Raw genomic sequence first — 13367 nt, forward strand, 5'->3', positions numbered from 1 at the left:
GGTCAGCCGGCCAGCCGGCGGACCAGCTCGGTGCGGGAGCGCACCCCCAGCCGGGCGAAGACGTTGCGCAGGTGGTGGTCGATCGTGCGGGGGCTGAGGAAGAGCTGCTGGGCGATCTCCCGGTTGGTGGCCCCGTCGGCCACCAGCCGGGCGATCCGCTCCTGCTGAGCGGTCAGCTCCCGGGCCCCGGCCGGATCCGGCGGTACGGGGGCCCCGGCCGCCCGCAGCTCCACATCGGCCTGCGCGGCCCACGGCCCGGCCTCCAGCAGCCGGAACGTCTCGACCGCGCTGAGCAGGTGCTCGCGCGCTGCCCCGGGCCGTCGCCGTCGCCGCAGGTCCCGGCCGAACAGCAGCTCGGTGTGCGCCCGGGCGAAGTCGGCGTCGCCGCGGTCGTGCTGGCGCAGCGCCTCCCGGAAGTGCTCCTCGGCGGCCTGGGGTTCCGCCGAGCGCAATGCCCGGCACCGCGACCGCAGCGCCAGCCAGGCCGGCTGGCCGGTCCCGGCGGTCCACCGGTCGAACGGCTCGAACGCCCGGTCCAGCGCCGACGTCCGCGCGTCGACGCCGGACGTGCCGGTGGGCGGGTCGCAGCGCCACACCGCCTCGACCAGGTGCGGGGTGGCCGCCACCTGCACGATCAGGTTGCCCCGGGCGCTCGCCGCAACCACCAGGGCACCCAGCCGTTCGACCGTCCGGCGGGGCCGGCCCTCGACCAGGTCCAGCAGCGCGAGCGCCCACTGGCACAGCGCCCGCGCCTCGCCGGGACCCTGCACCGTGTCTCCCGCGCCGGCTTCGCGGATCCGCAGCACACAGCTCTCCCGGTCGCCGACCAGCGCGGCGAGGACCGCGAGGACGCCGAGCTGGCTGCGGACCAGGGCGGGCTGGCCGGTGGCCCGGGCCAGGACGGCACCCTCGGTCGCGGCGGTGGTGGCGGCCTCGTAGTGGCCTTCGGCGAGCCCGGCGTACGCGGTGATCTCCAGGGCCTGCGGCACCAGGGTGACCTCGCCGCGGTCGCGGGCCAGGGCGATCGCCCGGCCGGCCAGCGCGCGGGCGCGGGAGTCGTCGCCGACCAGGATCCCGGCCCCGGCGGCGCGGATCAGGGCCGCCGGCTCCTCGACGCGGGCGGCGAGCCGGAGCACGTCGCGCAGGCGGGCGAACGCGGTGTCGTGCTCGCCCGCGTACATGTCGGCGAGCCCGGCGACCTGCTGGAAGGCCAGCGCCACCGGGGCCGGTTCGTCGCCGCGGCGCTGGGCCAGGGCCCGCCGGGCGACCACGCGGTAGCGACCGTGCTCGCCGGCCAGGTGCACCGCTTCCCCGGCGAGCAGCAGGGCTTCGAGCGCGGCCGGGACGTCGTCCGGGACGAGGTACGCGGCGGCGTCGAGCAGCATGTCGCGGGCGATGGCCGGATCACCCTCCCGGAGTTCCATCTCGCCGGTCAGCCCGCCGGCCCGGGCCCGCGCCTGCGGGCGCCGGCTGACCCGGCGCAGCAGCATTCCGGCCTGGTGCCGCTCCCCCGCCAGCCACGCCTGCCGGGCGGCGGCGACCATCGATGCGGCGGCCGCGGCCGGGTCCGCGGTCAGTTCGGCGGCATACCGGTACGCGGCCGACGCCGTCCGCGGTGGACCGTCGGCAGCGGCTGTGAGCAGGTCGCGGGCCAGGTCCTCGTCGGCTCCCACGGCCGCGGCGGCGCGGTGCACGAGCCCACGCAGCCGTTCGCCCCGCCTGCCCAGCACCTCGGCGAGCAGGCTGTGGGCCGCGCGCCGGGCGGCCAGCGGAGCGTCGTAGTAGACGACTGCGCGCAGCACCGCGGGCGTGAACTGCACGGCGCCGGAGGTGACCGAGACCAGGCCGGCCTGTTCGGCGACCGCCAGGGCCTCCGCGGCACCGGCGGCCAGCAGTTCGCCGGGAGCGAGGTCCGGGTCCGTGGCGGCGAGCAGCAGCGCGTGGCGGGTGCGCGCCGGCAGCACAGCGAGGGCGGCCCGGCACCGGCGGCCGAGCGGGCCGGCGGCGGGCAGGGTGCAGGGTGGTGGCTGGGTGCCGCGTACCTGCTCGGGGGTGAGGGTCCCGGCGACCTCGTGCAGCACGGCCGGGTCGCCTCCGGCCAGGGTGAGCACCGCGGCGGCGACCTCGGCCGGCAGGCCCGGGACCAGGTCGGCGAGCAGGGTCCGGAGCGTCGCGTCGTCACGCGCGGCGTCCCGGCCGTACCGGAAGGCTTCTTGCACTATTGGTGCAATTACCATGCGACACAGTGTCGGCCGGTCCTCCCGTGCAGGCAAGACCGCTGATTTCATCGATGTGTCAAAAGTGTTGCCGATCAGGCCGGCTTGATCCAGTCGAAGGTGCGCTCGACGGCCCGCCGCCAGTTGTCGTACTCGCGGTCCCGGACGGCCGGGTCCATCGCCGGCATCCACTGGGCCGCGCGGTGCCAGTTGCGCCGCAGGTCCTCCAGGTCCGGCCAGTGCCCGACGGCCAGGCCGGCCGCGTACGCCGCCCCCAGCGACACCGTCTCGCTGGCCAGCGGACGGACCACCGGCACGTCCAGTACGTCCGCGATGAACTGCATGAGCAGATTGTCGGCCGTCATCCCACCGTCCACCTTGAGCGTGGTCATGGCCAGGCCGGAGTCGGCGTTCATCGCGTCGACCACCTCGCGGGTCTGCCAGGCGGTCGCCTCCAGCACCGCCCGGGCCAGGTGACCCTTGGTGATGTACGAGGTCAGCCCCACGATCACCCCGCGCGCCTCGCTGCGCCAGTGCGGGGCGTACAGGCCGGAGAAGGCCGGGACGATGTAACAACCGCCGTTGTCGTTGACCGTCCGGGCCAGCGTCTCGATCTCCGGTGCGCTGGCGATCAGCTCGAGCTGGTCACGGAACCACTGCACCAGCGAGCCGGTGATCGCGATCGAGCCTTCCAGGGCGTACTGGGCGGGTTCGCCGGCGAGCTGGTACGCGACCGTGGTGAGCAACCCGTGCGTCGAGCGGACCAGCTCCGTACCGGTGTTGAGCAGCAGGAAGCTGCCGGTGCCGTACGTGCATTTGGCCTCGCCCGGGGTGAAGCAGGTCTGCCCGAACAGCGCCGCCTGCTGGTCGCCCAGTGCCGCACCGATCCGCACCCCGGGGAACGCCGCGGTGGCCGTGCCGAACACCCCGACCGACGGGCGCACCTCGGGCAGCATGGCCGGTGGCACGCCGAAGAACTCGCACGCCTGCTCGGACCATTGCAGGGTGCGCACGTCGAGCAGCATGGTCCGGCTGGCGTTGGTCACGTCGGTGACGTGCAGCCCGCCGGTCAGGTTCCAGATCAGCCAGGTCTCCATCGTGCCGAACAGCACGTCCCCGCGTTCGGCGCGTTCCCGCAGGCCGGGGGTGTGGTTCAGGATCCAGTTGAGCCGCGGGCCGGAGAAGTAGGTGGCCAGCGGCAGCCCGCTGCGGTGCTGCACCTCGTCCGCCCCGGGCTCGCCCAGCAGGGTGTTGACCAGGGTGTCGGTACGGGTGTCCTGCCAGACGACGGCCCGCCCGATCGGCACCCCGGTATGCCGGTCCCAGAGCACCGTGGTCTCCCGCTGGTTGGCGATGCCGACCGCCGCGACCTGGTCGGTGCTGATCCCGGCCCGGCTCAGCGCGAGCGGGGCCAGCCGTTCCACGTTGCGCCAGATCTCCGCCGCGTCGTGCTCGACCCAGCCGGGCCGCGGGAAGTACTGCTTGTGCTCCTGCTGGGCCAGGGAGACGAGCTGGCCGCGCCGGTCGAAGACGATGCACCGCGTCGACGTGGTGCCCTGGTCGATCGCGATGACATAGCTCTCGGTCATGGTGCTCCCCTCAGAAATCAGTGCCGGGCGGCTCCGAGGTCCCGGGAGACCGCGCGGGCGGCGTCCCGGACGTAACCGACCAGTCGCGGGTGCGGCCGGTACCTGGTGTCGCAGATCCGTTCGACGAGCCCCGAGATGCCGATCGCGCCGACCACCAGGCCGCCGTACCCCCGGATCGGCGCGGCGATCGCCGCCTGGCCGAGGGTCAGCTCCTCGGTCTCGGCCGCCCAGCCGGCCGCCCGCACCTCGTCGAGGGCGAGGGCCAGCTCGCGCGGGGCCACCACCGTGCGCCGGGTGAACTGCTCCAGCTCCCCCGGCGCCCCGGCCGACCGGTACGCGAGCAGCACCTTGCCCAGGGCGGTGGCGTGCAGCGGCAGCAGCGTGCCGATGTCCAGGGTCTGGAACGTGTCGTCGGGCCGGAACACGTGGTGCACGACCAGCACCCGGCCCTCCAGGACCGTGCCGATCCGGACGGCCTCCCCGCTGCGCGCGGCGAGCGGGTCGGCCCAGTTGATCGAGCGGGAGCGCAGTTCGTTGATGTCGAGATAGCTGGTACCCAGGTGCAGCAGGGCCGCGCCGAGCTGGTAGTGCCCGGACGCTTTGTCCTGTTCGACGAAGCCGACGACCTGCAGCGTGCGCAGGATGCCGTGGGTGGTGCCCTTGGCCAGATCGAGGGACCGGGCGATCTCGCCGAGGCCGAGGCGGCCCGTGCCACCGGCGAGCATCCGCAGGATCGCGGCTGCTCGTTCGATGGACTGCACCGTCCCCGGCATGTTTCGGATGCTATGCCAATCCGTTACCGCGTGGTCACGTCCGACGTTCGACAATGCCGAACGGCGTTCATTGCCCGCCCCCGATGGCCTCCCTAGCGTCTGAGCACATCAGACCCTGGAGGGCACATGGCAGAACGTCTGAAGATCCCGGGACTACTCGGCGAATGCGCCGCCGAGTTCGCCGGGACCATGATCCTCATTCTCTTCGGCGTCGGCGTCGTCGCTCAGGTGGCGGGCGGCGGCATCGGCGACCACGACAGCATCGCCTGGGCGTGGGGGCTGGGCGTCATGCTCGGCATCTACGTCGCGGGCCGGATCAGCGGCGCGCACCTCAACCCCGCCGTCACCATCGCGCTCGCGGTCTTCAAGGGCTTCGAGTGGCGCAAGGTGGCCCCGTACTCGCTCGCGCAGTTCCTCGGCGCCTTCGTCGCCGCCCTGCTGGTGCGGTGGAACTACACCGAGGTCCTGCACGCGGCCGACCCCGGACTGACCGTCAAGACCCAGGGCGTCTTCTCCACCCTGCCGGGCAACGGGACATTACCGGTCAGCGAGTGGGGCGCGCTGCGCGACCAGGTGATCGGCACCGCGATCCTGCTGTTCCTCATCCTGGCCATCACCGACGCGGCCGGCACCCCACCGGCGGCCAACCTCGCGCCGTTCGTCATCGGCCTGCTCATCGTGGCCATCGGCATGGCGTGGGGCACCAACGCCGGCTACGCGATCAACCCCGCGCGTGACTTCGGACCGCGACTCGCCAGCTTCTTCACCGGCTACGGTGGCGCGTTCCGCGACCAGACGGGTTATCTGTACTTCTGGATCCCGATCGTCGGGCCCATCGTGGGCGGGATCCTCGGCGCCGGGCTCTACCAGGGCCTGGTCGGCCGGTTCCTGCCGTCCGCGGCCCCCCAGGAGCCGGGCGAGCTCCCGACCCCCGAACCCGAGCGTGTGGAGGCAAACCGTGGCTGATTTCGTCGGTGCCGTCGATCAGGGCACCACCAGCACCCGCTTCATGATCTTCGATCACGGCGGCAACGAGGTCGGCCGCCACCAGCTCGAGCACGAGCAGATCCTGCCGCAGGCCGGCTGGGTCGAGCACAACCCCATCGAGATCTGGGACCGGACCGTCTCGGTCATCCGTACCGCCATGCAGAAGGCCAACCTGCAGGCCAGCGACCTGGCCGCGCTGGGCATCACCAACCAGCGCGAGACCACCGTGGTCTGGGACCGGCGCACCGGGCGGCCCTACTACAACGCGATCGTCTGGCAGGACACCCGCACCGACCGGATCGCCTCGGCGCTGGACCGCGACGGGCGCGGCGACGTGATCCGCCGCAAGGCCGGGCTGCCGCCGGCGACGTACTTCTCCGGCGGCAAGATCCAGTGGATCCTGGAGAACGTCGACGGGGTCCGGGAGGCGGCCGAGCGCGGCGACGCCGTCTTCGGCAACACCGACAGCTGGCTGCTCTGGCACCTCACCGGCGGGGTCGACGGCGGCAACCACATCACCGACGTGACCAACGCCAGCCGGACCATGCTGATGAACCTGGAGACCCTGGACTGGGACGACGAGCTGCTCGGGTTCTTCAACATCCCGCGGCAGATGCTGCCGGAGATCCGGCCGTCGTCCGACCCCAACACCTACGGCATGGCCCACGCACCGGGCCCGCTGGGCGGCGACGTCCCGCTCACCGGCGACCTGGGCGACCAGCAGGCGGCCATGTTCGGCCAGGTCTGCTTCGCGCCCGGCGAGGCCAAGAACACCTACGGTACGGGCAACTTCATGCTGCTCAACACCGGTACGGAACTGGTCCGCTCGGACAACGGCCTGCTCACCACGGTCTGCTACAAGTTCGGCGACTCGGCCCCGGTCTACGCCCTGGAGGGCTCGATCGCGGTGACCGGTTCGGCCGTGCAGTGGCTGCGCGACCAGTTGCACATCATCAACTCGGCGGCCGAGAGCGAGACCCTGGCATCGTCGGTGCCGGACAACGGTGGCGTGTCCTTCGTACCGGCGTTCTCCGGTCTGTTCGCGCCGTACTGGCGCTCGGACGCGCGCGGCGCGATCGTCGGGCTGTCCCGGTTCAACACCGACGCGCACATCGCCCGGGCCACCCTCGAGTCGATCTGCTACCAGAGCCGGGACGTGGTCGAGGCGATGGCGCAGGACTCGGGCGTGACGCTGGACGTGCTGAAGGTGGACGGCGGCATCACGGTCAACAACCTGTGCATGCAGATCCAGGCGGACGTGCTGGGCGTGCCGGTGAGCCGGCCGGTGGTCGCCGAGACGACCGCGCTGGGTGCCGCGTACGCCGCCGGACTGGCGGTCGGCTTCTGGAAGAACACCGACGAACTCCGGGAGAACTGGAACGAGTCGCAGCGCTGGCAGCCGGCCTGGTCCGAAGAACAGCGGGAAAAGGGGTACGGCCAGTGGAAGAAGGCCGTCCAGCGCACTCTCGATTGGGTAGACGTTGACTGACACGACTCTCTCACCCGCCGGCCGGGAAGCGGCACTGACCGCCCTGGCCGGCGACGAGGTCGACGTGCTCGTCGTGGGTGGCGGGGTGGTGGGCGCCGGCAGCGCCCTCGACGCCGCCACCCGCGGTCTTTCCGTCGGCCTGCTCGAGGCGCGCGACTTCGCCTCGGGCACGTCCAGCCGGTCCAGCAAGCTCATCCACGGCGGCCTGCGCTACCTGGAGATGCTGGACTTCGGGCTGGTCCGTGAGGCGCTGCGGGAACGCGGCCTCATCCTGACCCGGCTGGCGCCGCACCTGGCCCGGCCGGTGCCCTTCCTCTATCCGTTGCAGCACCGCGGCTGGGAGCGTCTGTACGCCGGCGCCGGGGTGCTGCTCTACGACACGATGGCCGCGGCGGCGCCCGGCCTGCCCCGGCACCGGCACCTGTCGCGGCGTGGTGCGTTGCGGGCCTGCCCGGCGTTGCGCCGCGACGCGCTGGTCGGCGCGCTGCAGTACTACGACGCGCAGATCGACGACGCCCGGCACACCATGTTCCTGGCCCGGACGGCCGCCGCGTACGGCGCGCACGTCGCGTCCCGTACGGAGGTGGTCGGCTTCCTGCGCGAGGGTGAGCGGGTCACCGGCGTACGGGTGCACGACCTGGAGCACGACCGCACCTTCGAGGTACGCGCCCAGCAGGTGATCAACGCGACCGGGGTGTGGACGGACGACACCCAGGCGCTGGTCGGCGAGCGCGGCCAGTTCCACGTCCGCGCCTCCAAGGGGATCCACCTGGTGGTGCCCCGCGACCGGATCCAGTCGACCACCGGGCTGATCAGCCGCACGCCGACCAGCGTGCTGTTCATCATCCCGTGGGGCCGGCACTGGATCATCGGCACCACCGACACCGACTGGGCGCTGGACAAGGCCCACCCGGCGGCGTCGAGCACGGACATCGATTACCTGCTCGACCTGGTCAACAAGGTGCTCGCCACCCCGCTGACCCGTACCGACGTGCAGGGCGTCTATGCCGGGCTGCGCCCGCTGCTGTCCGGCGAGTCGGAGTCGACCTCGAAGCTGTCCCGCGAGCACACCGTGGCCAGCCCGACGCCGGGACTGGTCGTGGTGGCCGGCGGCAAGTACACGACGTACCGGGTGATGGGCCGCGACGCGGTCGACGCCGCGGTGCACGGGCTGGGCCGATCGGTGCCGCGTTCCTGCACGGAACGGGTGCCGCTGCTGGGGGCGGAGGGCTACACCGCCCTGTGGAACCGCCGCCGGCTGCTGGCCGAGGAGTCCGGGCTGCACGTGGCCCGCATCGAGCATCTGCTGGGCCGCTACGGCTCGCTGGTGCACGAGATCCTGGAGCTGATCGCCGCCGACAAGGACCTGGCCCGGCCGGTCGAGGGCGCGGAGGACCACCTGCGCGCCGAGCTCGCGTACGCGGCCAGCCACGAGGGGGCCCGGCATCTGGAGGACGTGCTCACCCGGCGTACCCGGATCTCGATCGAGACCTTCGACCGCGGTCTGGCCGCGGCGCCGGTGGCGGCGGAGCTGATGGGTGCGGTGCTCGGCTGGTCCGAGGAGCAGCAGCACCGGGAGGTCGAGAACTACCGGCTCCGGGTGGAGGCCGAACGGGCCTCGCAGGAACAGCCCGACGACGAGACGGCGGACGCCGCCCGGCTGGGCGCCCCGGACGTCGTGCCCCTGCAGGTGCAGTGACGGATGGTTGATTGACGGAGATGAATGGCCGGTCCTACAGTGCGCGACATGGGCGCATCCGCAGGACCGGCCGTTCCCCCGTCGACCCGCCGGCTGCTCGGGGCCGGCCTGGTCGCGCTCCTGCTCGTCGCAGCGCCCGCGCTGCTGCGGCCCGAACCGGCCGGGGCTGTGGCCGCCGCGCCGGTGCTGCTCAGTGACGACTTCGAGGACGGCGACGCGAACGGGTGGCGGACGACCGGCGGGCGCTGGGCGGTGGCCACGGACGAGACCGGTGTTCTGCAGCAGAGCGCTACGAGCACCCGGGCACTCGCGCGGGCCGGCGAGCCGGCCTGGGCGGACTACTCGGTGAGCACCCGGGTCAAGCAGCTCACCGGGGACGCGGGTTCTTCCACCGCCGTGCTGGCCCGGATCCAGAGCGACGGCAGCCACTACTACCTGGCGAGCCGCGCCGACGACACGGTCGAGCTCGGCCGGGTGAGCGGCGGCCGGTCCACCCCGCTGGCGTCGGCGAGCTACCCGTCGTACCCGCAGGTGTGGCGCTCGCTGACGCTGGTGGTCAAGGGCGACCGGCTGGTCGGTGTGGTCAACGGCGCGCCGCTGTTGACGGCCACCGACACCCGGCTGCGCCGGGGCCGGGCCGGGCTGGCGACCACGTCCGCGACCGCTTCGTTCGACGACGTGCGGGTGCAGTCGTACGCGGCGAGCACGCCGGACACGCAGGCCCCGCTCATTCCGGGCAGGCCGTCCGTGACCGTCACCCCGGCCACCGCGACCCTCACCTGGCCACCGACCGTCGACAACGTCGGCGTGACCGAGTACGTGGTCTACCAGGGCGAGCAGTTCTACCAGCAGTATCCGGTGCGGACGGTCACCGGCACCGGCCCGGTCACGCTCACCCTCAACCCGGCCGCCGCCTCGATCCACTTCTCGGTCGCGGCCCGGGACGCGGCCGGCAACCTGTCACAACCGTCGTCCCGGGTGACGATCCCGCAGCCGCCGAGCTTCCCGAAGACCGGCGACGACACCGTTCCGCCGACTGCGCCGGGCAACCCCGTGCGGACCGGGCCGGACGTGCTGAGCTGGACGCCGGCCACCGACAACGTCGGCGTCCGCGAGTACCACGTGCTCCTGGTGGTCAACATCGACGAGGTCCGGCTGCTGGCCAAGGTGACCGAGCCGTCGGCGGTGGTGACGGTGACCGGCAGCAATCCCCTGGTCCGGGTCATCGCCTACGACGGTGCCTGGAACTCGTCGTCGAGCGCGCTGGTGCCGTACGGTCCGGCGGCGACGCCCACGCCGACGGCCGGCGGCTGAGCACTCAGCGCCGGCCCGACCCGGCCGGCAGGTATTCGCCGCCGCAGGCCTCGGCCAGCCCGGCACCGAAGAGGGCGGCCGGCGTATAGGCGCCCGGCCGTCCGTCACCGGCCAGCAGCCGGCGGGCGATCTCCGCCGGCACCGCGCCGGTGTACGCCTGAGCCTCGCCGAGCCGCAACCAGCCCTCCCGGGTCTCGCCGTCCGCCCAGGTCACGACCGCGTGCCCCCAGGAGTGCTCGCGCGGGCGGTCCGCCGCCTTGATGCGCACCCCGGCGAGCCGGCGCTTGGCGAACTCGCGCAGCGGCGCCCACTTCAGCATCGCGAGGGCGGCCGGCAGCACCGCCCGGACCACCGGCGCGGAGGGCGCCTCGCTGGACGCGGAGACCACGAAGCGGGCGCCGCTCGCCCGCTGGGCTGCGAGCAGCTCGCCGAGCGGCATGCTCGCCGTGGTCACCTCGGTGCCGTCCGGCAGGGTGAGGCGCCGGGCCTCGCCGCCGATCCGGGCCGGGGCCAGCCGGCCGTCCGCGATCTGCCGGCCCTGGAAGCGGCCGCCGCCGGGGACGCCGGGCAGGCCGTCCAGGATGGTGCCGGCCAGGGCCGTCCCGACGACGCCGGCCTCGATCGCCAGCGAGGGCACCATGTCGACCCGGACCCGCAGCGGGGCGGGACGGTCCGCGCACAGCTTCACGACGACGCTCTCCGTGGCAGTCACGCCGAACCCGGCGCCGGTGACCAGGGTGCGGCCGGCGCCGGTCGCCGCGTCGTGCCGGCCGAGCGTGGCGGAGACCGCGGCGACGTCGTTGGCCAGGTCGACGTAGTGGCTGCCGGGCAGGCAGGCGTCGATGATCGGCCCCGCCGTCGTGGTGAACGGCCCGACCGTGCTGATGACCACGGCCGGGCGCTGCCGCCGGATCTCCGCGGCGGTGGCGTCGACCGAGCCGGCCACGACCGTCCGGCTGCCGGTCGGCTGTGCGGCGGCGGCCAGGCGGCTCGCGTCCCGCCCGACCAGGACCGCGGGCACCCCGCGCCGGGCCAGCTCGACCGCGACGGCCCGACCACTGCGACCGGTGCCGCCCAGAACCCAGACCTCTGCATCCATGACGCTGTCTCCGCTTCTTCACCGGCGCCTAATGATGACACGCGATGTCGTCAACGTACACCGCGATGGCATCGCGTGTCATCAGGGTAGGATCGGCCCGGTGAGCAGATGGCGTCCGGACGCGCGGGAACGGCTCGAGCAGGCCGCTCTCGAGCTCTTCGCCGAGCAGGGCTTCGCCGCCACGACGGTTCCGCAGATCACCGCCCGGGCCGGGCTCACCACCCGCACCTTCTTCCGGCACTACGCCGACAAGCGCGAGGTTCTCTTCGCCGGCGAGCACGAGCTGCCCGAGCTGGCGCGCCGCATGATCGCCGAGGCGCCCCCGGCGGCCGACCCCCTCGGGCTGATCGTCGGCGCGCTGCGGACCGTGGCGGACACCTGGTTCGAGGGCCGGCGGGACGAGGTGCGCCGGCGCCGCGAGATCGTGCGTTCCGACCCCGGCCTGGGCGAGCGGGAGCTGCGCAAGCGAGCGGGCATCTGCGAGGCGATCAGCGCGGGCTTCCGCGAGCGTGGGGTGCCGGCGATGACCGCGGCACTGCTCGCCGAGACCGGCGTGACCCTGCTGCACGTGTCGATCCAGCAGTGGCTCGACCAGGACGGCGACCGGCCACTGTGGCACTTCGCCGAGGAGGCGCTGGCCGCACTGCGGACGGTGCTGCACGTTCCGGACCCGGCAGTGACCGCGACGGGAATGTCCGCCGCGGCCACGCTCACCGGTGAATCCACTGTCCGATCAGGACGGCCTAAAGAACGGCCGCGCGCTTGACTGCCACCACACTCAGCCGCCGGGCCACTGCCTCGTGCCCGTCGCCGGTCTCCCAGCCCGTGTCGGCCACGACCACGACGGCACGACCGGTCCGGGCCACCACCACATAGGTGTCCTTGTCCGTCTCGGCGTAGTCGATGTACTCCCGGTGCCGCAGCAGCAGCGACTCATCGCCGGCCACGCCGGTGCCGACGACAGACCATCCGTGGCCACAGGTCGCCACAGCCTTGCGCAGCTGCGTCAGATACCGGTGAGCACCGTCGGACGCGTACGTCGCCACGTCGTTCACGATCACCGACGGGCGGTTGTCCACCCCGATCATCGCCTGCACGGTCCGGTGCTCCCGGCGCAGCCCGGCCGAGGAGTACGGGCCACACGGCTGCGGAGGCTGCAACGCGGCCCAGTAGTCGTCGGTGACCGTCGTGGTGTCCGCCCCGTTCAGATCCGCCGGCTGGAGCATAGCGGCGGCGGGCACGGCGTAGTTCGGCGCGGACGCGATGCGGTAGGTGAGCATCGTCGGCCGCTGATGGGGCGCGGCCCGCCCGATCAGCGCGACACAACCGGCAGCACCGGCGCCGCCGTTACGGAAGAGCTTCTCGTAGTTGCCCTGGGCATCGGTGACGACGTTGTTGGCCGCACCCCCGTCGAAATCACAGTTGCTGTCGTACGCGGTGGCCAGCGCCTTCGACCGCAGCGGCCGCCCGGTGTCGGTGAAGTAGGCGCGCCCGTGGATCCGGAACCCGCCCCCGTCCAGCAGCGAATAGCGCAACGTCACGGCGGGCCGGTGGGTGCCCCGTACCCGCAGCTTGGGGGACGCGGCTCCGGACAGCGCCTTGGTGACCGTGTTGCCGGCCGTGTCCGACGCCCCGGCCGAGACGATCCGCACGGTGCCGTTCCAGGTGGACGGCACGTTGACGGTCGCGCTCCAGGTGCCGTCGGTCGCCGTTCCCGAGGTGCGCGTCAGCACCGGCCGCAGCTTCGACTGGAAGCCCGGGACCGGCCCGAGGGTCAGCTGCGGGGACGGGTTCATGTCGTGCGGGTTGTCCAGCACACCAGACGGGTCGGTGAGCCGCAGGGACACCCGTACGGGGACGACGGCGAGCCCCCGGACCGCGACGGCCGTGCGGGAGAACCGGACGTCTCGTATCTGCGGCGGTGACTTGTCCGCCGAGACCAGGGCCGGGCGGTGTGCCGTGGCGCCGGCCCAGGCGGGCGGCGTCGCGGTGGCGACCAGCGCCCCGGACAACACCACGGCGAGGGCGAGGGATTTCGGTGCGGGTGCGTACATGTCGAGCTCCGCTTCATCGGTGGACGGTCAGCAAGTTCGTCCACCGGTGCGCCGCTGTGGTTCGCTACTGTCGCCTACCTGACTGTCGCCGTACAGCTACGGAACGTGGCACGAGCGGGGGACATCGGGTCGTGCACCCCGGATGCA

The 13367-nt window shown here is 73.0% G+C and carries 10 protein-coding genes; 5 read left to right on the forward strand and 5 right to left on the reverse strand.

All coding sequences use genetic code 11. The features are described 5' to 3' along the window. Positions 1-2: 2 nt before the first annotated feature. The 3 genes from ACQP2Y_RS31305 to ACQP2Y_RS31315 form a co-directional block, all read right to left on the reverse strand. Positions 3-2237 (reverse strand): LuxR C-terminal-related transcriptional regulator, encoded by a 2235-nt coding sequence (locus tag ACQP2Y_RS31305; RefSeq protein ID WP_433718877.1) that lies wholly within the window; start codon positions 2235-2237, stop codon positions 3-5. A gap of 74 nt (positions 2238-2311) precedes the next feature. After that, a complete protein-coding gene (gene glpK, locus ACQP2Y_RS31310) occupies positions 2312-3805 on the reverse strand; it encodes a glycerol kinase GlpK (protein WP_433718878.1) in 1494 nt (497 codons plus the stop codon). A 17-nt stretch (positions 3806-3822) separates the two neighbouring features. Further along, positions 3823-4578 carry an IclR family transcriptional regulator gene (locus ACQP2Y_RS31315; protein ID WP_433718879.1) on the reverse strand — a complete coding sequence of 252 codons (756 nt, stop codon included), beginning with the start codon at positions 4576-4578 and terminating at the stop codon, positions 3823-3825. Positions 4579-4704: 126 nt separating this feature from the next. On the opposite strand from ACQP2Y_RS31315, the gene ACQP2Y_RS31320 reads away from it, so the two are divergent. Genes ACQP2Y_RS31320 through ACQP2Y_RS31335 form a run of 4 tightly spaced genes read left to right on the forward strand, consistent with a single transcriptional unit; the run spans position 4705 to position 10067 of the window. Continuing rightward, on the forward strand, positions 4705-5544 hold the full coding sequence (locus ACQP2Y_RS31320) for an MIP/aquaporin family protein (protein ID WP_433718880.1): 840 nt from the start codon (positions 4705-4707) through the stop codon (positions 5542-5544). After that, positions 5537-7054, forward strand: coding sequence for a glycerol kinase GlpK (gene glpK / locus ACQP2Y_RS31325; RefSeq protein WP_433718881.1), 1518 nt, complete (start codon positions 5537-5539; stop codon positions 7052-7054). The genes ACQP2Y_RS31320 and glpK (ACQP2Y_RS31325) overlap by 8 nt, the downstream gene beginning before the upstream one ends. Then, positions 7047-8753 carry a glycerol-3-phosphate dehydrogenase/oxidase gene (locus tag ACQP2Y_RS31330; protein ID WP_433718883.1) on the forward strand — a complete coding sequence of 569 codons (1707 nt, stop codon included), beginning with the start codon at positions 7047-7049 and terminating at the stop codon, positions 8751-8753. Before glpK (ACQP2Y_RS31325) ends, ACQP2Y_RS31330 begins: the two co-directional genes overlap by 8 nt. Before the next feature lie 48 nt (positions 8754-8801). After that, on the forward strand, positions 8802-10067 hold the full coding sequence (locus tag ACQP2Y_RS31335; RefSeq protein WP_433718884.1) for a family 16 glycoside hydrolase: 1266 nt from the start codon (positions 8802-8804) through the stop codon (positions 10065-10067). Positions 10068-10071: 4 nt separating this feature from the next. Here the strand turns inward: ACQP2Y_RS31335 and ACQP2Y_RS31340 are convergent, their stop codons facing one another. Further along, complete coding sequence (locus ACQP2Y_RS31340; protein ID WP_433718885.1) at positions 10072-11166, reverse strand: hypothetical protein; 1095 nt, start codon at positions 11164-11166, stop codon at positions 10072-10074. A gap of 100 nt (positions 11167-11266) precedes the next feature. Here ACQP2Y_RS31340 and ACQP2Y_RS31345 point away from each other — a divergent pair, with 100 nt between their 5' ends. Then, positions 11267-11932, forward strand: coding sequence for a TetR/AcrR family transcriptional regulator (locus ACQP2Y_RS31345; RefSeq protein ID WP_433718886.1), 666 nt, complete (start codon positions 11267-11269; stop codon positions 11930-11932). Here ACQP2Y_RS31345 and ACQP2Y_RS31350 read toward each other — a convergent pair. Continuing rightward, entirely contained in the window at positions 11910-13220 is a 1311-nt protein-coding gene (locus ACQP2Y_RS31350) for a hypothetical protein (protein ID WP_433718888.1), read from the reverse strand. The genes ACQP2Y_RS31345 and ACQP2Y_RS31350 overlap by 23 nt on opposite strands. Between the last annotated feature and the right edge of the window lie 147 nt (positions 13221-13367).

The organism is Actinoplanes sp. CA-051413, from assembly GCF_050955795.1.
GTDB lineage: Bacteria > Actinomycetota > Actinomycetes > Mycobacteriales > Micromonosporaceae > Actinoplanes.